Annotated in this window: 19 protein-coding genes; 3 read left to right on the forward strand and 16 right to left on the reverse strand. The window is 58.2% G+C overall.

Annotated features, from left to right (window positions below):
• Window positions 1-123: 123 nt before the first annotated feature.
• The 7 genes from AC3ITA_RS27520 to AC3ITA_RS27550 all read right to left on the reverse strand — a co-directional run bounded on the left by AC3ITA_RS27520 (window position 124) and on the right by AC3ITA_RS27550 (window position 8,568).
• Complete coding sequence (locus tag AC3ITA_RS27520; RefSeq protein ID WP_008048751.1) at window positions 124-1,014, reverse strand: ABC transporter permease subunit; 891 nt, start codon at window positions 1,012-1,014, stop codon at window positions 124-126.
• A complete protein-coding gene (locus AC3ITA_RS27525) occupies window positions 1,011-1,892 on the reverse strand; it encodes an ABC transporter permease subunit (protein ID WP_172435394.1) in 882 nt (293 codons plus the stop codon). The genes AC3ITA_RS27520 and AC3ITA_RS27525 overlap by 4 nt, the downstream gene beginning before the upstream one ends.
• Before the next feature lie 35 nt (window positions 1,893-1,927).
• Window positions 1,928-3,070 (reverse strand): ABC transporter ATP-binding protein, encoded by a 1,143-nt coding sequence (locus AC3ITA_RS27530; protein WP_150672122.1) that lies wholly within the window; start codon window positions 3,068-3,070, stop codon window positions 1,928-1,930.
• A 73-nt stretch (window positions 3,071-3,143) separates the two neighbouring features.
• Window positions 3,144-4,241, reverse strand: a complete 1,098-nt coding sequence (locus AC3ITA_RS27535; protein ID WP_095945583.1) for a polyamine ABC transporter substrate-binding protein — start codon at window positions 4,239-4,241, stop codon at window positions 3,144-3,146.
• A gap of 243 nt (window positions 4,242-4,484) precedes the next feature.
• Entirely contained in the window at window positions 4,485-5,597 is a 1,113-nt protein-coding gene (locus AC3ITA_RS27540) for a polyamine ABC transporter substrate-binding protein (RefSeq protein WP_056726423.1), read from the reverse strand.
• Between the two features lie 188 nt (window positions 5,598-5,785).
• Complete coding sequence (locus AC3ITA_RS27545) at window positions 5,786-7,150, reverse strand: aspartate aminotransferase family protein (protein ID WP_095945580.1); 1,365 nt, start codon at window positions 7,148-7,150, stop codon at window positions 5,786-5,788.
• A gap of 59 nt (window positions 7,151-7,209) precedes the next feature.
• Window positions 7,210-8,568 carry a glutamine synthetase family protein gene (locus tag AC3ITA_RS27550; RefSeq protein WP_095945579.1) on the reverse strand — a complete coding sequence of 453 codons (1,359 nt, stop codon included), beginning with the start codon at window positions 8,566-8,568 and terminating at the stop codon, window positions 7,210-7,212.
• Between the two features lie 667 nt (window positions 8,569-9,235).
• On the opposite strand from AC3ITA_RS27550, the gene AC3ITA_RS27555 reads away from it, so the two are divergent.
• Both AC3ITA_RS27555 and AC3ITA_RS27560 read left to right on the forward strand, forming a co-directional pair.
• Window positions 9,236-10,612, forward strand: coding sequence for a glutamine synthetase family protein (locus AC3ITA_RS27555; RefSeq protein WP_095081821.1), 1,377 nt, complete (start codon window positions 9,236-9,238; stop codon window positions 10,610-10,612).
• Window positions 10,613-10,838: 226 nt separating this feature from the next.
• Window positions 10,839-11,477: a TetR/AcrR family transcriptional regulator gene (locus AC3ITA_RS27560; RefSeq protein WP_150672124.1), complete on the forward strand. Its 639-nt coding sequence runs from the start codon at window positions 10,839-10,841 to the stop codon at window positions 11,475-11,477.
• A 177-nt stretch (window positions 11,478-11,654) separates the two neighbouring features.
• Here the strand turns inward: AC3ITA_RS27560 and AC3ITA_RS27565 are convergent, their stop codons facing one another.
• The 9 genes from AC3ITA_RS27565 to AC3ITA_RS27605 form a co-directional block, all read right to left on the reverse strand.
• Window positions 11,655-11,870, reverse strand: a complete 216-nt coding sequence (locus tag AC3ITA_RS27565; protein ID WP_007967989.1) for a TOBE domain-containing protein — start codon at window positions 11,868-11,870, stop codon at window positions 11,655-11,657.
• A 33-nt stretch (window positions 11,871-11,903) separates the two neighbouring features.
• Window positions 11,904-12,710, reverse strand: coding sequence for an aliphatic sulfonates ABC transporter ATP-binding protein (gene ssuB, locus AC3ITA_RS27570; protein WP_414929492.1), 807 nt, complete (start codon window positions 12,708-12,710; stop codon window positions 11,904-11,906).
• Window positions 12,707-13,489 (reverse strand): aliphatic sulfonate ABC transporter permease SsuC, encoded by a 783-nt coding sequence (gene ssuC / locus AC3ITA_RS27575; RefSeq protein WP_489278915.1) that lies wholly within the window; start codon window positions 13,487-13,489, stop codon window positions 12,707-12,709. The genes ssuB and ssuC overlap by 4 nt, the downstream gene beginning before the upstream one ends.
• A 9-nt stretch (window positions 13,490-13,498) precedes the next feature.
• Complete coding sequence (ssuD, locus tag AC3ITA_RS27580; RefSeq protein ID WP_150671993.1) at window positions 13,499-14,647, reverse strand: FMNH2-dependent alkanesulfonate monooxygenase; 1,149 nt, start codon at window positions 14,645-14,647, stop codon at window positions 13,499-13,501.
• Window positions 14,648-14,672: 25 nt separating this feature from the next.
• Window positions 14,673-15,653 (reverse strand): sulfonate ABC transporter substrate-binding protein, encoded by a 981-nt coding sequence (locus tag AC3ITA_RS27585; protein ID WP_489278917.1) that lies wholly within the window; start codon window positions 15,651-15,653, stop codon window positions 14,673-14,675.
• A 90-nt stretch (window positions 15,654-15,743) separates the two neighbouring features.
• Window positions 15,744-16,337 carry an NADPH-dependent FMN reductase gene (gene ssuE / locus AC3ITA_RS27590; RefSeq protein ID WP_007993145.1) on the reverse strand — a complete coding sequence of 198 codons (594 nt, stop codon included), beginning with the start codon at window positions 16,335-16,337 and terminating at the stop codon, window positions 15,744-15,746.
• Window positions 16,338-16,663: 326 nt separating this feature from the next.
• A complete protein-coding gene (locus AC3ITA_RS27595) occupies window positions 16,664-17,302 on the reverse strand; it encodes a peroxiredoxin (protein WP_095945572.1) in 639 nt (212 codons plus the stop codon).
• Between the two features lie 292 nt (window positions 17,303-17,594).
• Complete coding sequence (locus AC3ITA_RS27600) at window positions 17,595-18,938, reverse strand: OprD family porin (protein WP_095945571.1); 1,344 nt, start codon at window positions 18,936-18,938, stop codon at window positions 17,595-17,597.
• A gap of 412 nt (window positions 18,939-19,350) precedes the next feature.
• Window positions 19,351-20,682, reverse strand: coding sequence for an OprD family porin (locus tag AC3ITA_RS27605; protein ID WP_095945570.1), 1,332 nt, complete (start codon window positions 20,680-20,682; stop codon window positions 19,351-19,353).
• A 364-nt stretch (window positions 20,683-21,046) separates the two neighbouring features.
• On the opposite strand from AC3ITA_RS27605, the gene tauA reads away from it, so the two are divergent.
• Window positions 21,047-22,036 carry a taurine ABC transporter substrate-binding protein gene (gene tauA / locus AC3ITA_RS27610; RefSeq protein ID WP_095945568.1) on the forward strand — a complete coding sequence of 330 codons (990 nt, stop codon included), beginning with the start codon at window positions 21,047-21,049 and terminating at the stop codon, window positions 22,034-22,036.
• Window positions 22,037-22,100 lie beyond the last annotated feature (64 nt).

A 22,100-nucleotide genomic window follows, 5' to 3' on the forward strand; every position in this document is an offset into this window, starting at 1 on the left:
CTGCTCGCGATAGCGCTGTGTCAGGCAACAATTCAGTCGACTGACACTCCGTCATCGCGAGCAGGCTCGCTCCTACAGGGGGATTGGGTAGACCACAAAGCCGTGGCCAACCCGACTTCAGGCTCAAGCCGCTTCCGGCGCCTGTGCGCGACGCACATCCGGTTGCTTCCACGAATCGGCTGCTGCCTCTTCGATTGCTTGCTGGATCGCACGTTTGCGGCTTTCTTCGGCACGACGGCTGAAGAACCAGACCATGAAAGTCACGATGGACACCGCCAACAGGATCAGACTGGCCACGGCGTTGATCTCGGGCTTGACCCCCAGACGTACCGCCGAGAAAACTTCCATCGGCAGGGTCGTGGAACCCGGGCCCGACACGAAGCTCGCCAGCACAAGGTCATCGAGGGACAACGCGAAGGACATCATGCCGCCCGCCGCCAGCGAAGGCGCGATCATCGGGATGGTGATCAGGAAAAACACCTTCCACGGCCGCGCACCCAGATCCATGGCCGCCTCTTCGATGGACAGGTCCAGCTCGCGCAAGCGCGCCGACACCACCACCGCCACATAGGCCGCACAGAACGTGGTGTGGGCGATCCAGATGGTGACGATGCCGCGCTCCTGCGGCCAGCCGATCATCTGCGCCATGGCCACGAACAGCAGCAACAGCGACAGACCGGTGATCACCTCAGGCATGACCAGCGGCGCAGTCACCAGGCCACCGAACAGCGTGCGGCCCTTGAAGCGCGTAATGCGCGTCAGGACGAACGCCGCCAATGTACCCAGTGCCACCGCCGCCACCGCCGTGTAGCAGGCGATTTCCAGCGAGCGCACCACCGAGCCCATCAGTTGGCTGTTGTCGAGCAGGCCGACGTACCACTTGATCGACCAGCCACCCCACACCGTTACCAGTTTGGAGGCGTTGAACGAGTAGATCACCAGGATCAGCATCGGCAGGTAGATGAACAACAGACCCAGTACCAGCATCAGGCTGGAGAAACGGAAGCGCTTCATTCTTTACCCTCCATTTCCTTGGCCTGACTGCGGTTGAACAGGATGATCGGCACAATCAGGATCGCCAGCATCACTACCGCCAGGGCAGACGCCACCGGCCAGTCACGGTTGTTGAAGAACTCTTGCCAGAGCACTTTACCGATCATCAGGGTTTCCGGACCGCCGAGCAGTTCCGGGATCACGAACTCGCCCACCACCGGGATGAACACCAGCATGCAGCCGGCGATGATGCCGTTTTTCGACAGCGGCACGGTGATTTTCCAGAAGCTGTTGAAGGTGCTCGAACCCAGGTCCGACGCAGCTTCCAGCAGGCTCTGGTCGTGCTTCACCAGGTTGGCGTACAGCGGCAGGATCATGAACGGCAGGTAGGAATAAACCACGCCGATGTAGACCGCCAGGTTGGTGTTGAGGATCTGCAGCGGTTCGTCGATCCAGCCCATGCTCATCAGGAAACCGTTGAGCAGGCCATTGTTGCTGAGGATGCCCATCCACGCGTAAACGCGGATCAGGATCGCGGTCCAGGTCGGCATCATGATCAGCAGCACCAGTACCGTTTGCACTTCCTTGCGCGCAACGGAGATACCGTAGGCCATCGGGTAGCCGATCACCAGGCAGAGGATGGTGCTGAAAAGCGCCATCTTCAACGAGCCGAGGTAAGCGGCGATGTACAACTCGTCACCGGCCAGCATCGCGTAGTTGCCCAGGTTGAGCAGCAACTGCAGCTTCTGCTCGGCGTAGCTGTAGATTTCGGTGTAGGGCGGAATGGCCACGTCCGCTTCGGCGAAGCTGATCTTCAATACGATGAAGAACGGCAGCATGAAGAACAGGAACAGCCAGATGAAGGGAACCCCGATGACCATCTGACGGCCACCGGGAATTATTCGATTGAGTCGACGCTTGAGTTTGCGCATGTTCATGAGCGCAGCACCACGCCGCTGTCGTCTTCCCAATACACGTAGACCTGATCACCCCAGGTCGGACGCTGCCCGCGACGCTCGGCGTTGGCCACGAACGACTGCACCAGCTTGCCGCTTGGCAGTTCGACGTAAAACACCGAGTGCCCGCCCAGGTAGGCGATGTCGTGCACCTTGCCACTGGACCAGTTGTATTCGCAGGTCGGCACGGTCGGGGTCACGAGCAGTTTTTCCGGACGGATCGCGTAGGTCACGGATTTGTCTTGCACCGAGGTGCTGATGCCGTGGCCCACGTAGATCTTCCGGTCGAGGTCCTTGCAGGTGATGATCGCGTGGCCTTCGGCATCGTCAATCACTTCACCGTCGAAGATGTTCACGTTACCGATGAATTCGCAGACCAGACGGCTGGTCGGGGTTTCGTAGATGTCGATCGGGCTGCCGATCTGGGCGATCCAACCCAGGTGCATGATCGCGATGCGCTCGGCCATGGTCATGGCCTCTTCCTGGTCGTGGGTCACCATGACGCAGGTTACGCCGACGCGCTCGATGATCTCCACCAGCTCCAGTTGCATTTGCGAACGCAGCTTTTTATCCAGTGCACCCATCGGCTCGTCGAGCAGCAGCAGCTTCGGACGCTTGGCCAGGGAACGGGCCAGGGCCACACGCTGACGCTGGCCACCGGACAACTGATGCGGCTTGCGCTTGGCGTACTGGCTCATCTGTACCAGCTTGAGCATGTCGGCCACCCGCGCATCGACTTCAGCGGCGGGCAGCTTGTCCTGCTTGAGGCCGAAGGCAATGTTCTGCGCCACGGTCATGTGCGGGAACAAGGCGTAGGACTGGAACATCATGTTGATCGGCCGCTCGTAGGGCGGCATGTCAGTGATGTCTACGCCATCGAGGAAAATGCGCCCCTCCGTGGGCCGTTCGAAACCTGCGAGCATGCGCAGCAAAGTGGATTTGCCCGATCCCGAACCGCCGAGCAGGGCGAAAATCTCGCCTTTCTTGATTTCCAGGGACACATCGTCCACGGCAATCGTCTCGTCGAACTTCTTCGTGACCCGGTCGATTTTGACCAGCACCTGTTTAGGTTGCTGGTCGCCCTCGAGGGCTTTCTTATAGGCGCCGGAGGCAACTGCCATTTACGAAACTCCCAGAAAAAAAGAGTGCAGTTCGCTCAAGGTGAGCCAACCTTGGATAGTTTGAGCCTTGAAGCTATTTACCCGACTTGACCTTGGTCCAGCTGCGGGTCATCAAACGTTGAATGTTCGGTGGTAACTCGACCGACACGTAGGTCTTGTCGAGCACCGCTTGCGGTGGATAAACCGCTTCGTCGGTGCGAATGGACTGTTCCATCAGTTTGTCCGACCCCGGGTTAGGGTTGGCATAGCCGACGTAATCGCTGACCTGGGCAATCACCTCAGGCTTGAGCAAATAATTGATGAAAGCGTTGGCCTGCTTGACGTTGGCCGAGTCCTTCGGAATCGCCAGCATGTCGAACCAGAGTGCACCGCCTTCTTTCGGAATCGAGTAGGCGATGTTCACGCCTTTCTTGGCTTCTTCGGCGCGGTTCTTGGCCTGGAAGATGTCGCCGGAGAAACCGATCGCCACGCAGATGTCGCCGTTGGCCAGATCCGCGATGTACTTGGAGGAGTGGAAGTAGGTCACGTAAGGGCGCACTGCAAGCAACTTGGAGGTGGCCTTTTCATAGTCCTTGGGATCAGTGCTGTTAGCGTTCAGGCCCATGTAGTTGAGCACTGTCGGCATCATTTCATCGGCGGAATCGAGGAAGGCTACACCACAGCTTTGCAGCTTCTTGATGTTCTCCGGCTCGAACAGTACGCCCCACGAATCAATCGTATCGACACCCAGCACAGCCTTGACCTTGTCGACGTTGTAACCGATGCCGTTGGTGCCCCACAGGTACGGCACGGCGTACAGGTTGCCCGGATCGTTCTGCTCCAGGCGCTTGAGCAGCACCGGGTCGAGGTTGGAATAGTTCGGCAGTTGCGACTTGTCGAGCTTCTGGAATGCCCCGGCCTTTATCTGTTTGCCGAGGAAGTGGTTCGACGGCACGACCACGTCGTAGCCGGTACGCCCGGCCAGCAATTTACCTTCCAGGGTTTCGTTGGAATCAAAGACGTCATAAACCGGCTTGATACCGGTCTCTTTCTGGAAATCGGCCAGGGTGGTCTCGCCGATGTAGTCCGACCAGTTATAAATATGCACGGTACCGGCGGCCTGAACACTGACAGCAACTGTCAGCCCGGCACCCACCAGCAAGGCATTACGCAACATAGAAAAAATAGGCAAGTGGAGGTCCTCTGAAATTAGTTGGGCCAAAGTTGCCCCGCGTTACATGACAACCGTGGTTGTCCGGCAACAAAACCGGCGCGCAACTTACCCTCGAAAAACCGTTCCAGCAAAACTTTTATGCAGTTGCACCTGTGGGAGCGAGCCTGCTCGCGATGGTCGTCAACGATAACGATGGGTGCCTGACACCCCGCGGCGCTCTCAGGTTCATCGCGAGCAGGCTCGCTCCTACAAGTTAATTACTTATTTACCGGATTTGATCTTGGTCCAGCTGCGGGTCATGATCCGCTGGGTCGCGGCCGGCAAGTCGGCAATCGCGTACAGCTTGGCCAGCACGTCCGCCGGTGGGTAAACACCCGGGTCGCTGGTGATGTCTTTATCGACCAACGCAGTTGCAGCCGCGTTACCGTTCGGGAAACGCACGGCGTTGGTGATTTCAGCCATGATTTCCGGCTTCTGCAGGAAGGTCATGAACTTGTAGGCGCCTTCGACGTTTTCGGCATCTTTAGGGATGGCGACCATGTCGTAGAAGCTGCCGGCACCTTCTTTGGGAATGTTGTAGCTGACTTTCACCTTGCCACCGGCTTCTTCCGCGCGGGACTTGGCCTGGTAAATGTCACCCGAGTAACCCACGGCCACGCAGATGTTGCCGTTGGCCAGGTCGGAGATGTACTTGGACGAGTGGAAGTAACCTACCGAAGGACGGATTTTCAGGAACAGCGCTTCGGCTTCGGCCAGTTGTTTCTTGTCCTGGCTGTCGGTTGGATAGCCCAGATAGTGCAGCGCCACCGGAATCATCTCGGTTGGCGAATCGAGGAAACTGATACCGCACGACTTCAACTTCGCGGCGTTTTCAGGTTTGAACAGCAGGTCCCAGGAGTTGGTCGGCGCGTCGGCACCCAGTGCAGCCTTGACCTTCTCCGGGTTGAAACCGATACCGATCGAACCCCACATGTACGGGAAGGCGTGCTCGTTGCCCGGGTCGCTCACGGAAACGGCCTTGAGCAGGTCGGTGTTCAGGTTCTTCCAGTTAGGCAGCTTGGACTTGTCCAGCTTCTGGTAGACGCCAGCCTTGATCTGTTTGGCCAGGAAGTTGTTCGACGGTACAACGATGTCGTAACCGGACTTGCCTGCCAGCAACTTGGCTTCCAGGGTTTCGTTACTGTCGAAGACGTCATAGACAACCTTGATGCCCGACTCGTCTTCAAACTTCTTGACGGTGTCCGGTGCGATGTAGTCGGACCAGTTGTACACGTGCAGTACTTTGTCATCGGCCTGAACCGCGCCCGCCATCAAACCCATCACGGACATGGCAAGCAGAGTCTTGCCAGCGAGCTTTTTACCTAGTGCCTTCATGCGTAATGCTCCAAATTTTTCTTTTTTGAACCACTTGTTCAGCAACCGAACCCGGGCAGCTGGAACCGCGGCTAGTCTGGCAAGATCCACATCGGTCTTTCAAGGAAACGGCCACGCTTTCTGACGGTTCCGAGCGAAAGTTCCTACTTCATATGCAGAACTTTGGACTTCCGCTCAGAGCCTAGCACTTAGCCCTGCAATGCACTCAGGGTCAGGTCAAGACACTTGCGAGCCTTGGTCACCAGCTCATCGATTTCCGCCGGTGTAATCACCAGTGGCGGAGCGATGATCATGGTGTCGCCGACGGCGCGCATGATCAGGCCGTTATCGAAGCAGAACTGGCGGCAGATCATGCCGACGCCCTTGCCTTCGTAACGCTTGCGCGTGGCCTTGTCCTGGACCAGTTCGATGGCCCCCAACAGACCCACCCCACGAACCTCACCCACCAGCGGGTGATCGTTCAGTTCCCGCAGACGCTTTTGCAAATACGGTGCCGTTTCTGCATGTACGCGCTCGATAATCTTCTCGTCGCGCATGATGCGGATGTTTTCCAGAGCCACCGCAGCCGCTACGGGGTGACCTGAGTAAGTGAAGCCGTGGTTGAAATCGCCGCCTTCGTTGAGCACGTCCACCACTTCATCACGCACGATCAGGCCACCCATCGGGATGTAGCCCGAGGTCAGGCCCTTGGCGATGGTCATCATGTCTGGCTTGAGGTCGTAGAAGTCGGCACCGAACCACTCGCCGGTACGACCGAAACCGCAAATCACTTCGTCCGCCACGAACAGGATGTCGTACTTGGCGAGGATTTCCTTGATGCGCGGCCAGTAGGTCTCTGGCGGAATGATCACACCACCCGCGCCCTGGATCGGCTCGGCAATAAAGGCACCGACGTTGTCGACGCCGACTTCCAGAATCTTTTCTTCCAGCTGGTTGGCCGCCCATACACCGAACTCTTCCGGGGTCATGTCGCCGCCTTCGGCGAACCAGTACGGCTGGGCAATGTGAACGATGCCCGGGATCGGCAAGTCGCCCTGTTCGTGCATGTACGTCATGCCACCCAGGCTCGCGCCGGCCACGGTGGAACCGTGATAGCCGTTCTTGCGGCTGATGATGACTTTCTTGTTCGGCTGGCCCTTGATCGCCCAGTAGTGACGAACCATACGCAGCATGGTGTCGTTGCCTTCGGAGCCGGAACCGGTGAAGAACACGTGGTTCATGCCTTCTGGCGCGATATCGGCGATAGCCTTGGCCAGTTCCAGTACCGGCGGGTGCGCAGTCTGGAAGAACAGGTTGTAGTAAGGCAGTTCGCGCATCTGTTTACTGGCGGCGTCGGCCAGTTCATCGCGACCATAACCAATCGCGACACACCACAGGCCGGCCATGCCATCGAGAATCTTGTTGCCTTCGCTGTCCCAGAGGTAAACGCCCTTGGCGTTGGTGATGATTCGCGGGCCTTTCTCTTTCAGCTGCTTGAAGTCGCTGAACGGAGCCAGGTGGTGATCATTGCTCAGGGTTTGCCATTCACGGGTTTGCGGATTGTTGCTGGTCATACGAATCTCCTAAAAAAATCAGGTGAAGGCGCCGCCAGACAGCGGCGGCGCCCGGCGCATCAGACGGCAAAGAGCAGGAATTCCCTTTCCCACGAACTGATCACGCGCTTGAAGTTTTCATGCTCGGCCCGCTTGACCGCAACGTAGCCAGTGATGAAATTTTTGCCCAGGTACCGCTCGATGGTCGCGCTGTTTTCCATGCGTTCCAGCGCGTCTTCGATGGTCAGCGGCAGGCGCAGGTTGCGGCGTTCATAACCACGACCCACCACCGGTGCACTCGGGTTCAGGCCTTCGACCATGCCGATGTAACCGCAGAGCAGGCTCGCGGCAATCGCCAGGTACGGGTTGGCGTCGGCGCCCGGCAGGCGGTTTTCCACCCGACGGTTTTGCGGCCCGGCATCCGGAACCCGCAGGCCCACGGTACGGTTCTCTTCGCCCCACTCCACGTTCACCGGCGCCGAGGTATCCGGCAGGAAGCGGCGGAACGAGTTGACGTTGGGGGCGAACAGCGGCAACAGCTCGGGAATGAGTTTCTGCAGGCCACCGATGTGGTGCAGGAACAACTGGCTCATGGTCCCGTCGTCGTTGGAGAAGATGTTCTTGCCGGTCTCGATGTCGATGATGCTCTGGTGCAAGTGCATGGCACTGCCCGGCTCGCCGGTCATCGGCTTGGCCATGAAGGTAGCGGCCACGTCGTGCTTGAGCGCGGCTTCGCGCATGGTGCGCTTGAACACCAGGATCTGGTCGGCCAGGGACAGGGCATCACCGTGACGGAAGTTGATTTCCATCTGCGCCGTGCCGTCCTCGTGGATCAGCGTATCGAGGTCCAGGTCCTGCAGTTCGCACCAGTCGTAGACGTCTTCGAACAGCGGATCGAATTCGTTCGCCGCTTCAATGGAGAACGACTGGCGACCGATTTCCGGACGACCGGAACGACCGATCGGCGGTTGCAATGGGTAGTCCGGGTCGTCACTGCGCTTGGTCAGGTAAAACTCCATTTCCGGCGCCACGATCGGCTGCCAGCCTTTGTCGGTATAGAGCTTCAGGACTTTCTTGAGCACGTTGCGCGGCGACAGCTCGATCGGGTTGCCTTGTTTGTCGTAGGTATCGTGGATGACGATGGCGGTCGGCTCGATGGCCCACGGCACCAGGTACACCGCGCTCTGGTCGGGACGGCAGATCATGTCGATGTCGGCCGGGTCGAGCAGTTCGTAATAGATGTCGTCTTCGACGTAATCGCCGGTCACTGTCTGCAACAGCACACTTTCTGGCAGGCGCATGCCTTTTTCGGCGATGAATTTGTTGGTCGGCGAAATCTTGCCCCGGGTAATCCCGGTCAAGTCGGCGATCATGCATTCGACTTCTGTGATCTTGTGGTTTTTCAACCAATCGGTGAGCTGGTCGAGGTTGTTACTCATAAATGCCTCTAGGCTTGAGTTGTCTGGCCCTTTTAAGGTCAGGCGTTGTTTGACGCATCGGCGTCGCGTTGTAGAGCGTTTGCGCGGCAGATTATCGTGCTTGCCGACACGGCTGCAGAGGCCGGACGTGCAGAATCGCGAGCGGTGCCCTGAACGATGGTCAGGCCGCTATTGTGAATCGGTTCTATATTGAATGGAGTAACCGTAATGGGGGTGCCATCTCGACCGTCCAGAATATCGGACGGGGACGGTCGAACCGTCACGGATGGGAGGATCACCGGAACCGCTGAGGCCACGGAACGGACGGACGTGTCATCACTGATGTGATAAACATGCCGACCGATCTGTCTTGAGCAGTCGGTGACGCCGATTATCGGCAGGCGAGACATGAAGCACCCCGGTATTATTGCTGTTATGGGTTTGATTCGAGCTTAGCCTTGTTCATTTTTTTACACAACACCCCCGTAAAAAATACAACACGGCCCGCTCAAGCCTGCGGGCGCCATGGAGGCCAAGGGCATAAAAACGCCCCAAAGTGCCTCAAAAAAGCCACACGAGCGCTTTTTTAGGGCAAAAAAGGCCTCGCTTGACTTCGGCATGCCGTTCGGGTTGACTGGAATCTGAAAAGATCAATGATTGATATTTTTAACAACAAAGGTGTTGCATCATGTCGGTACCCCCGCGTGCCGTTCAGCTTAACGAAGCGAACGCGTTCCTTAAGGAACATCCTGAGGTTCTGTACGTTGACCTTCTGATTGCGGATATGAATGGTGTGGTGCGCGGCAAGCGCATTGAACGCACCAGCCTCCACAAGGTTTACGAGAAAGGCATCAACCTGCCGGCCTCTTTATTTGCTCTGGATATCAATGGCTCGACGGTGGAAAGCACCGGCCTGGGCCTGGACATCGGTGATGCTGACCGAATCTGCTATCCAATCCCCGATACCCTGTGCAACGAGCCATGGCAGAAGCGCCCGACCGCGCAACTGTTGATGACCATGCACGAACTCGAAGGCGAGCCATTCTTCGCCGACCCGCGTGAAGTGCTGGCCAATGTCGTGCGCAAGTTCGACGAAATGGGCCTGACCATCTGCGCCGCGTTCGAACTGGAGTTCTACCTGATCGACCAGGAGAACGTGAACGGTCGTCCGCAACCCCCTCGCTCGCCGGTTTCCGGCAAACGTCCGCACTCGACTCAGGTCTACCTGATCGACGACCTCGACGAATACGTCGACTGCCTCCAGGACATTCTGGAAGGTGCAAAAGAGCAAGGCATTCCGGCCGACGCCATCGTCAAGGAAAGTGCCCCGGCGCAGTTCGAAGTGAACCTGCACCACGTGGCCGACCCGATCAAGGCCTGCGACTACGCGGTCTTGCTCAAGCGCCTGATCAAGAACATCGCCTACGACCATGAAATGGACACTACCTTCATGGCCAAGCCTTACCCAGGCCAGGCGGGTAATGGTCTGCACGTCCACATCTCGATTCTCGACAAGGACGGCAAGAACATTTTTGCCAGCGAGGATCCCGAGCAGAACGCCGCACTGCGTCACGCGATCGGCGGTGTGCTCGAGACCCTACCGGCACAGATGGCTTTCCTCTGCCCGAACGTCAACTCCTACCGTCGTTTCGGCGCACAGTTCTACGTGCCGAACTCGCCGTGCTGGGGCCTGGATAACCGTACCGTTGCGATTCGCGTACCGACCGGTTCTTCCGACGCCGTGCGCATCGAGCATCGTGTAGCCGGCGCCGATGCCAATCCGTACCTGCTGATGGCTTCGGTCCTGGCAGGCGTGCACCACGGTCTGGTCAACAAGATCGAGCCTGGCGCCCCGGTCGAAGGCAACAGCTACGAGCAGAACGAGCAGAGCCTGCCGAACAACCTGCGTGATGCACTGCGCGAGCTGGACGACAGCGAAGTCATGGCCAAGTACATCGATCCGAAATACATCGATATCTTCGTGGCCTGTAAAGAGAGCGAGCTGGAGGAGTTCGAACACTCCATCTCCGACCTTGAGTACAACTGGTACCTGCATACCGTTTAAGTGGTTGCTGTAAAAAACAACGCCGCAGGCCTCACAGCCTGCGGCGTTTTTTTATGGCCGCCTGCGGCGGATCGCTAGCAGGCTAGCTCCCACAGTTGATCTCCAGTGAACATAAATTCTGTGTACACCGGAAATCCCTGTGGGAGCTAGCCTGTTAGCGATAGCGTCCTGGCAGACAACACACAACCCTGCTCGTACAATGCCCGCTGCCCCGCAGGAGACTCCAATGACACGCGTAGCCACCCCCCGCAAACCCCGCGCACGCAGCCAGGCCCGGATCGATTCGATACTCGATGCCGCCCGCACGCTGTTGGCCGCCGAGGGTGTGGCCAGTCTGTCGATCTACAGCGTCGCCGAGCGCGCGGAGATTCCGCCCTCCTCGGTCTACCACTTCTTCGCCAGCGTGCCGGCGTTGCTCGAAGCCTTGACCGCCGACGTCCATGCGGCCTTCCGCGCCTGCCTGCAAGCCCCCATCGATCACCTCGCCTTGAATGGCTGGCGCGATCTGTCGCGACTGGTGGAACAACGCATGCTCGACATCTATGCAGAGGACGCCGCCGCCCGCCAACTCATTCTGGCCCAGCACGGCCTGACCGAAGTCACCCAGGCTGACCGTCAGCACGACATCGAACTCGGCGACCTGATGCACAAGCTGTTCGACCATCACTTCGAGCTGCCGAGATTGCCGAGCGATGTCGATGTGTTCGCCCTGGCCATGGAGCTCGGCGACCGGGTGTATGCACGCTCGGTCCAACAGCACGGGCAGATTACGCCGCGCATGGCCGAGGAAGGGATGCGGGTGTTTGATGCTTATGTGGGGTTGTATTTGCCGCCGTATCTGCCCAAACGCAGCGTTCCAGCCTGATTTCTTGATTGGCCTTACCGGCCTCTTCGCGAGCAGGCTCGCTCCCACATTTGAAATGCATTCCCCTGTGGGAGCAAGCCTGCTCGCGAAGGCCGCACCACTTACCCCAAGACAAGCACACATAAAAAAACCCCGAAGGGCTCAAACCCTTCGGGGGTTGTCGTTTGCGCATGCGGCTTACAACTTGGCGATCGACACCTCGGTGGACTTCACAAACGCGATTACTTCACTGCCAACCGCCAGTTCCAGCTCTTTCACCGAGCGCGTGGTGATCACCGAAGTGACAATGCCGGAAGCGGTCTGCACGTCGATTTCCGAGAGCACGTCGCCGAGGACGATTTCCTTGATGGAGCCTTTGAACTGGTTACGAACGTTGATGGCCTTGATAGTCATGATGTTGATTCCTGTCGTTGAGTAAGACTTGAGTTATTGAGCCCAGCGTAATTGCGTAGGCAAGGGTGAAACAGGTTCCGGTTCCGCCGGTTGGCCGGGCAGCGCCAGCACGCGATTGAGCACCTCGGTTTCCAGCGCAGCCAGCCGATGGGAGCCACGAACCCGAGGGCGCGGCAGTTCCACATGCAGGTCGAGGCCGACTTCTCCGTCTTCGATCAGGATCACCCGATCGGCAATCGCCACGGCTTCACTGACGTCATGGGTCACCAGCAACACCGTGAAGTCGTGCTGCTGCCAGAGCCGCTCGATCAGTTGCTGCATTTCAATTCGGGTCAGGGCATCCAGCGCGCCCAAGGGTTCGTCGAGCAACAGCAGGCGCGGCTGATGAATCAACGCACGGGCCAAAGCCACGCGTTGCTTCTGCCCACCAGACAGCGCGGCCGGCCACTCGTGGGCGCGATCGGCCAGGCCCACCGCTTCCAAAGCCTCAAGGGCTTGCGGCCGCCAGTTGCCCTTAAGGCCGAGACCAACGTTGTCGATGATCTTTTTCCAAGGCAGCAAACGCGCGTCCTGGAACATCAGCCGCGTGTCCTCCCCCGCGTTGCTCAATGGCGCGGCACCGGCGAGCAACTCGCCGCCGGTTGGCTGATCGAGACCGGCGAGCAAGCGCAGCAAGGTACTTTTGCCGCAGCCGCTACGACCGACCACTGCGACAAACTGGCCCGCCGGAATGTGCAGGTCGATCTCGCGCAACACCTGCCGTGCACTGAAGGTTTTTTGCAACTTGCGCACCACCAGCGGAGTCCCGCGCAGCAGGCGTGGAGGTTGTTGGGCGGTCATACCGAACCTCCCTTGGCAACCTGATACGCCGGGTGCCAACGCAGCCACGCTCGTTCAAGTCCACGGGCGGCGAGGTCGGCCAGTTTGCCGAGCACCGCGTACAGCAGAATCGCCAGCACCACCACGTCAGTCTGCAAGAATTCCCGGGCATTCATCGCCAGATAGCCGATGCCGGAACTCGCGGAAATGGTTTCCGCCACGATCAACGTCAGCCACATGAAGCCCAGAGCGAAGCGCACGCCGACCAGAATCGAAGGCAGCGCCCCCGGCAGAATCACCTGCCAGAACAGGCTGAAACCGCTCAGGCCATAGCTGCGCGCCATCTCCACCAGCGCCGGGTCGACGTTGCGGATGCCGTGATAGGTGTTGAGGTAGATCGGGAACAACGTGCCCAGCGCCACCAGGAAAATCTTCGCCGACTCGTCGATGCCGAACCACAGGATCACCAGTGGAATCAGCGCCAGATGCGGCACGTTGCGAATCATTTGCACCGAACTGTCGAGCAAGCGCTCACCCCACTTCGACAGGCCGGTGATGAAGCCGAGTGTCAGGCCGATGCCACCACCGATGGTGAAGCCCAGCGCGGCGCGCCAACCACTGATCGCCAGGTGCGTCCAGATTTCGCCGCTGCGCACCAGGCTCACGCCGGCCTCGATGACGGCGATGGGGGTCGGCAGGATCCGTGTCGACAACCAACCCGCCGACACGCTCAACTGCCACACCGCCAGCAACAACACCGGAAACGCCCAGGGCGCCAGGCTGTGGATGATTTTCTTCATGACCGTGCCTCAGCTCTGGGATGCGGCTTTGGGCAGAATGTCGTTGGCGACCATCTCGCCGAACGGGCTGACGTAGCCAGCACTTTTCGGCAGTTCTGGACGCTCGACATCGAGGTGCGGAAACAGCAACTCGGCCACCCGGTACGACTCCTCCAGGTGTGGATAACCGGAGAAGATGAAGGTATCGATGCCCAGGTCCGCGTACTCCTTCACGCGGGCCGCCACGGTCAGTCCATCGCCCACCAGCGCCGTACCGGCACCGCCGCGCACCAGACCGACACCGGCCCACAGGTTAGGACTGACCTCCAGATTGTCGCGGTTGCCGCCATGCAAGGCGGCCATGCGTTGCTGACCGACCGAATCGAAACGCGCCAGCGAAGCCTGGGCACGAGCGATGGTCTCGTTGTCGAGATGGGAAATCAGCCGATCCGCGGCTTGCCAGGCTTCATCGTTCGTTTCGCGTACGATCACATGCAGGCGAATGCCGAAGCGCACGGTACGTCCGAGCTTGGCGGCCTTGGCTCGGACCTGTTCGATTTTTTCCGCGACGGCGGCCGGTGGCTCGCCCCAGGTCAGGACCATTTCCACCTGTTCGGCGGCCAGGTCCTGCGCAGCTTCCGATGAACCGCCGAAGTACAGCGGCGGACGCGGCTGCTGGATCGGCGGATAGAGCAATTTCGCCCCCTTCACGCTGATGTGCTGGCCGTCGTAATCGACGGTTTCGCCTTCCAGCACCCGACGCCAGATACGGGTGAATTCCACCGAGGCCTGATAGCGTTCTTCGTGGCTGAGGAACAGACCATCGCCGGCCAACTCTTCCGGATCACCCCCCGTCACCAGATTGAACAACGCACGACCACCGGACAGTCGATCCAGGGTTGCCGCCTGACGCGCCGCCACCGTCGGGGAAATGATCCCGGGGCGCAGGGCAACCAGGAACTTCAAGCGCTGGGTCACCGGAATCAGCGATGCCGCCACCAGCCACGAGTCTTCGCAGGAACGCCCGGTAGGGATCAGTACCCCGCCAAAACCCAGGCGGTCAGCGGCTTGCGCGACTTGTTGCAGATAACCGTGATCGACCGCGCGTGCGCCTTCGGCGGTGCCAAGGTAATGGCCGTCACCGTGGGTAGGCAGGAACCAGAAAATATTGAGGCTCATGGAGTGGTCTCCTTGGGGAATCGATTTATTGGGCTTTGGTTGCCGAGCTTTGGGCAACGGCAACCGGCGGCGTCCAGATCACGTCTTTGATGCTCAACTGTTTGGGAATCAGCTTGAGCTGATAGAAGCTGTCGGCGATTTTCTGCTGTGCAGCGACCACTTCCGGGGTGAGGAACAGCGCGCCATAGCCCTGGCGTTTCACTGAGGTCAGGGTGATGTCCGCTGGCAGGCCGAGTAGCGGTGAAACCTGTTGGGTCACCTCTTGCGGGTTAGCCTTGGACCACTCGCCCACCGCGCGCACTTCTTCCACCAGGGTCTTGATCACCTCGGGATTGTTCTGCGCAAAAGGCTTGGTCGCCAGGTAGAACTGATGGTTGTCGACGATGCCCTGGCCATCGCGCAGGGTGCGGGCTTGCAGCTGTTGTTCGGCGGCGGCCTGGTATGGGTCCCAGATGACCCAAGCGTCGACGCTGCCACGCTCGAACGCGGCGCGGGCATCGGCCGGCGGCAGGAATACGGTCTGGATGTCGGTGTATTTGAGGCCGGCGTCTTCCAGCGCGCGCACCAGCAGGTAGTGCACATTGGAGCCCTTGTTGAGCACGACTTTCTTGCCCTTGAGGTCCGCCACCGATTTGACCGGCGAATCCTTCGGCACCAGGATCGCCTCACTGTGCGGCGCTGGCGGTTCATAGGCGACGTAGAGCAAATCGGCGCCGGCCGCTTGAGCGAACACGGGCGGTGTTTCGCCGGTGACGCCGAAGTCGATGGAGCCGACGTTCAGGCCTTCGAGCAGTTGCGGGCCACCAGGAAATTCAGTCCATTGCACGTCCACGCCTTGGGCGGCGAGGCGTTTTTCCAGGGTGCCTTTGGCTTTGAGCAGCACCAGGGTGCCGTATTTCTGATAGCCGATTCTTAATGTCTCGGCCTGAGCTTGAGTAATGGCGCCGAAGGTGACAGCCGCAGCAAACAGAGCGACCAGACCACGACGCAAAATGACAGGGCGCATGGCGCTCTCCTTTTTGCAGTAGGGTTTTGGCTGCACCTGCTTGCCCGTTGGCGGGCGAGTAAGGCCAGTACTTCAATTTTTCGGTGAGGCTCAAATGCTCCAGCGAGCACTCAACAAACGATCATTCAACAGGTTAGGATCGAGCGGCTTGGGCCGTCGCGCCATGGCGCTGAAAAACAGCTCAAGTGATTCATTCAGGCGTTGTTCCAGCTCCGGCGCCAACTGCGCCAGGGCGCTGCCTTCGCCGTAGGCGATCTGGCTGTCGACGGCGAAAATCCCTTGCAGCATTTCCTGGGCCTTCAATGCCGACAGTACCGGCTTGAGCGCGTAATCCACCGCCAGCATGTGGGCGATGCTGCCGCCAGTGGCCATCGGCAGAACCACCTTGTGGCTCAAGGCGCGTTCGGGCAGCAGATCCAACACGACTTTCAGTGCCCCGGAAAACGATGCCTTGTAAACCGGTGTGGCGATCAGCAGGCCATCGGCGTTTTCAATCTGTTGCAGCAGGTCGATCACCTTGGGGCTGTCGAAGCGTGCGTGCAGCAAGTCCTCGGCCGGGAAGTCCCGCACCTGATAACTCACCACCTCCACGCCCTGCCCTTGCAACCAACGCTGGGAGCGATCCAGCAGCACCCCGGAACGAGAGCGCTGACTGGGACTGCCACCGAGTGAGACAACCAACATTCAGACGATTCCTTGCACGGTGTTGGCGATTCGCGACTTGCGATCTCGCTTCGATGGAGTGACCTTAACAGCTGATTTATATATCTATAAATCATATTTATTCATTTGGTTATTCGTTATAGAAATATACAAACCGGTTTCTTCCAGGCAAAAAAACAGGCCGTCGAAACGGCCCGAAATCCCCTGCTTTGTGGATTAACTATGACGTCTGTAGTGCCTGGACTATCGCCTTCGCGAGCAGGCTCGCTCCCACAGGGGTACGCGATCAACTGTGGGAGCGAGCCTGCTCGCGAAGGCTTTTCAGTCACACCACAAAAAAGACTGGCTCACCGGTTCGGCTGCGGCGTCAGGCGCAGGTAAGGCTTGACCGCCCGATAGCCCTTGGGAAAGCGCTGCTTGATTTCATTCTCATCCTTGAGCGACGGCACGATCACCACCTCATCACCATCCTGCCAGTTGGCTGGCGTGGCCACCTTGTAGTTATCGGTCAGTTGCAGCGAGTCGATCACCCGCAGGATTTCATTGAAGTTGCGGCCGGTGCTCGCCGGGTAGGTAATCGTCAACCGGACCTTTTTGTTCGGGTCGATCACGAACAGCGAACGCACGGTCAGAGTGTCGTTGGCATTGGGATGGATCAGGTCGTAGAGGTCCGAGACCTTGCGGTCGGCGTCATCCAGGATCGGAAAGTTGACCACCGTGTTCTGCGTCTCGTTGATGTCTTCAATCCATTTGTGATGCGACTCGACAGGGTCCACTGACAACGCGATGGCCTTGACGCCGCGCGCTGCGAACTCATCCTTGAGCCTGGCGGTGAAGCCCAGTTCCGTGGTGCACACTGGCGTGAAGTCCGCCGGATGGGAAAACAGCACGCCCCAACTATCGCCCAGCCACTGATGGAAACGGATAGTGCCGGCGCTGGAGTTCTGTTCGAAGTCGGGGGCGATATCGCCAAGTCTGAGACCCATGGTGCTGCTCCTTGTGAGTGCTTGATGGGTTGAACTGTGCCTGTGTTTTTTATCTATTAAAAAGAATAAATATCGATTTATTTAGATCATAAGGAAATATTAAATATCTGTTCACTGGACGTGCCCGCACAACCGGCCGAACATCGGCCCCAAGGTTCGAGAAGGCCTTGAGTTGCTGCAAAGAGGGAAATTCAAGGCGGGATTACGGGGGTGAACCCGTCTTGAAAATGTAAAAGCCCCGCCCGGCGCAATACCGGGCGGGGCTTTTTTTGTCTCGGTTACGCGAGCGCTATTACAACAGCGGGATCGAGTAGCTGACGACCAGGCGGTTTTCGTCCTGGGAACGAGTGTTCGGCAGATCGGTACGCCACGTGGCGTTTTTCCACATCAGGCCGAGGTTCTTCAGCGCGCCGGACTGAACGACGTAACCCACGGTCAGGTCGCGTTCCCACTCGGAAGCACCATTGGCCGCCTCGCCACCCTTGGCGTTAACGGTATCGATATTGTCGCCGTGCAGGTACACCAGACCCGCGGTCAGGCCGGGTACGCCGACCTTGGCGAAGTCATAGGAATAGCGTGCTAGCCAGGTACGCTCGCCGGCACGGCCGAACTTCTGGATTTGCGAGTCGGTGATGGTGTAGTTCGACGAACCGTCGCCCTGGTTCAGCCAAGGGAAGTCACTGCTGCCGTTGCTGACCTGATAACCGCCACCGAAGGTATGACCGGCAACGGAGTACAGGAACAAACCGCTGTACAGGTTGTTGTCGACCTTGCCCTTGCCGTTGACTGCACCGCTGTAGTTGCCAGTGGTGAAGTACAGTGGGTCGTGACCGTTGGCACCGTCGTCGGAGCTGTTGAAGTAACGCAAGTCCGACTTCAACACGCCCGGGCCGATGGCCCAGTTGTGCACCAGACCGAGGAAGTGTTGCTTGTAGAACTCTTCCAGGTTGCCGTAATAGTACTGGGCAGTCAGGTCCTTGGTGAGCTTGTAGTCACCGCCGGCATAAATGAATTTGTTGCTGTCGCGGCCTGTAGCGGATCGGCTGTTGGCGCCGGAGATAGACAGTTGCTCGTTGTTGCTCGAGTTACGACCTTTTACCTGCTCGATCTGACCGCCGATCAAGGTCAGGTCCTTGATGTCGTTCGAGCTGATCTGGCCACCCTGCCAGGTTTGCGGCAACAGACGACCGTCGTTGGTCACGATCACCGGCAGCTTTGGTTGCAAGGTACCCAGCTTCAGCTCGGTCTGGGAGATCTTGGCTTTGGCAGTCAAACCCAGGCTGGAGAAGTCATCAACCGCTTCGCCGTTGGACTTGCTCGGGAACACGGTGCCGCCGTACGAGTTGTTGCTCGCGCCGTTGGTGCCGCCACCGGAGTCCAGTTTGACGCCCAACAGGCCGATCGCATCGATGCCGAAGCCGACGGTGCCCTGGGTGTAACCCGAGATGAATCGCAGGTCGAAGCCTTGGCCCCATTCTTCGTTTTTGTTCGGGCCAGCGCCGTCACGGTAATCGGTGTTGATGTAGAAGTTACGCAGCCCCAATGTTGCCTTGCTGTCTTCGATAAAACCCGCGGCGCTTGCCTGCTGGGTCAAAACCCCAACGGCCACAGCCATGGCCAAGGTGGACCTGTTCATGTTTCGCTCCTCTCGTTTCTAATTCTGATGTGCCTGGTCCCGAATCGATTGCCCGGGATCCTGAATGCGTAAATTCGCGGCAAACCGTCTAGGCCGGTCATTTGGCGGGCCGCAGGATACATGGCCTTAAAGCCAAAAAGAACTTTTTGATGCTTTTTAATACCACTTAGGAATATGACTTCCCACGACAGATCCGAGGTATCAGCGGCGAGGCCGACTCCTGAACATGATCGATTGTCGAGGGACGAAATGGCTAAATCCGAGTTCAGAGATGAGTGTCGGACAGACGCACTTTAAGCGAGACGGACAAAAACCAAAAAGAATAATAAATAGTAACTAAAGATCATTATGGAATATAAAAAACGACTCAAAAAAAACCCCGTCAATAGACGAGGTTTTTTCACAGGCCTTGTTACAGGAGGCTGTAGGTGTAGTTGAAGATCAGACGGGTCTGATCAATATCGGGGCTGTTGGAGACTTCACTGCCACGGTAGACACCATTACGCAACGTCACGCCAAAACCTTTGAGGGCGCCTTGCTGGACGGTGTAGTCGATCCGCATATCGCGTTCCCACTCGGACGCATCCGGGCCAACGCCGCTCGTGGCTTTGATGTTGTCGCCGTGCAGGTAGGCGATCGAGGTTTTCAGGCCCGGTACACCCAGTGCCGCGAAGTCATAGGAGTACTGACCGAAGGTGGTGTTTTCACCAGCACGGATGAAGCTGTTGACCATTGCGTCAGTAAACGAGTAGAAGCTGGCACCGCCGTTTCCTTCCGGACGACCATTGCCATCAACAACGTTGCCCTGGTTCAGGAAAACAAAACCACCATCATCGTTGACCCGCTGATGGCCGAGCAGGAAGGCGTTGCCACCCAGGGTGTAGGTGAACATGGCGCTCCAGGTCTTGTTATCGACCTCGCCCGGATTCTTGGCGAAACCGTTGTTGTTGTTGAAGCGAAAGCCCGGATCACCGTTCTTGCCATCGGAGCTGCTGTCGAAGTAGCGGATATCAGTCTTGAAGGACTGGTTGGCATCAATCTGGAAGACGTGGATCAAGCCCAGGAAGTCCTGCTTGTAGTAGTCCTTCAGGTTCGAGTGGTAGTACTGCAGGGTCAGGTCCTTGGTGACCTTCCAGTCAGCACCACCGTAGTAGAACTTGTTGCTGTCCTCGGTACCGCCAGCCACGGCGAGGCCGGTGGAGTTCGAAGAAGCACGACCTGCCGAGTGTTCCAACTGACCGGCGTTAATGGTCACGTTGTCGATTTCCTTCGAGGTGATGGTGCCACCGTCAAAGGTCTGAGGCAGCAGACGACTGTCGTTCGCGACCAGGATCGGCAGGTTGGGTGCCAGAGCGCCACCCAGGTGGGCCTCGGTCTTCGAGAAGCGCGCCTTGACGTTGGCGGCTGCACGACTCCATTCGTGTACGGCCGAACCATCGGTGTCGCTTGGGAAAAAGGTGTTGGCATCCGGATGGTGCCCCTTGCCGCCGTCCAGGTGGATACCCAGCAGTGCCTGGGCGTCGATACCGAAGCCGACAGTGCCTTGGGTGAAACCGGACAGATAATCGAATTTCAGGCCTTCCGCGGACTCTTTCTGATCCGCACCGCCTTCACGGTTATCGTTGTTGTAATACATGGTTCGGGAACTGATGGACGCCTTGCTGTCTTCCAGGAAACCTGCGGCGCCTGCCTGCTGCGCCAAAACCCCTACGGCCACGGCCAAAGCCAAGGTGGACTTGTTCATTGTGTAGCTCCTCTCGATTCTAATTCTTGTATTCCTGGTCTCAAGTCGTCGCCCGAGATCCTAAGATTCGCGATTAGCGCCAGACCGTGACCCACAAGTCAATCGTAACCATGTGTGTCTACGACCATAGTCTAATCCCCAACTTTTTGGTCCCTGCCGGTTCATGAATTCGTCATGAACCTGAAAAGAATTACCCAGTTCTTTTCTAATACCGTTTAGGAATTTAGCTCCCCATTGCGCATTCACCCCAGAATAGAAGGTTCGGCTCATAAGCTAATTCCTAAACGGTATTTATTTTCTATTTTTTAGATCGATTAGTTTCTGACGCAATTCGGAAACAAATCCTTTACCGAAAGGCAGCCCCATGACGACCAAACGCGCACTATCCGGACCATTTGTTACAGTTTGTGTATTGCTCGCATTTTCTTTCACCGCCCAGGCGACGAACCTCACCGTCGGTTATCAAACCGGAATCGACCCCAGCAAAGTCCCCCAGGCCGATGGCCTTTATGAAAAAACCATCGGCCAGCCCATCGACTGGCGGCGCTTCAACAGCGGCCCGGAAGTGGTCACGGCGATTGCCTCCGGCGATGTGCAAATCGGCAATCTCGGCTCCAGTCCGCTGGCCGCTGCCGCCTCGCGCAACCTGCCAATAGTCGCGTTCATCGTCTCGGCCCAGATAAACGCGGCCGAAGCGCTGGTGGTACGCAACGGCAGCGGCATTGAAAAACCGCAAGATCTGATCGGAAAGACCATCGCCACACCTTTCGTTTCAACCTCCCACTACAGCCTGCTTGGTGCGCTGAAGCACTGGGGCCTGGACAGTTCGAAAGTCAAAGTGGTGAACCTGCAGCCAGCAGAAATCGCGGCAGCCTGGAAGCGTGGAGACATTGACGGCGCGTTCGTCTGGTCGCCTGCCCTGGGGGAAATCCGCAAGAGTGGCAAGACCCTGACCGACGCTGCGCAAGTGGGCCAATGGGGCGCACCGACCTTTGAGGTATGGGTGGCGCGTAAGGATTACGCCGAAAAGCATCCGGAGGTCGTGGCGAAATTCGCCAGGGTCACCCTGGACTCATTCGCTGACTACGCCGCCCATAAAGACCAATGGACCGTTGATTCGGTGCCTGTCCAGAAAATCGCCAAACTGACTGGTGCCAACGCCGTCGATGTACCGGAGCTATTGGCCGGTTCCACCTTCCCGGATGCCAAGGCGCAACAAAGCACCGCGCTGCTGGATGGCGGCACGGCCAAGGCCATTGGTGAAACGGCGAAATTTTTGAAGGAGCAGGGGAAGGTGGAGACGGTGTTGCCGGATTATTCGCCGTATGTCAGCGCGAAGTTTGTCACTGAATAATTGCTGAAGGCTGCTGTGCAGCCATTGCGAGCAAGCTCGCTCCCACAGGGATACTCGGTCAATT

The sequence above is a fragment of the Pseudomonas sp. GL_090 genome (genome assembly GCF_057837765.1).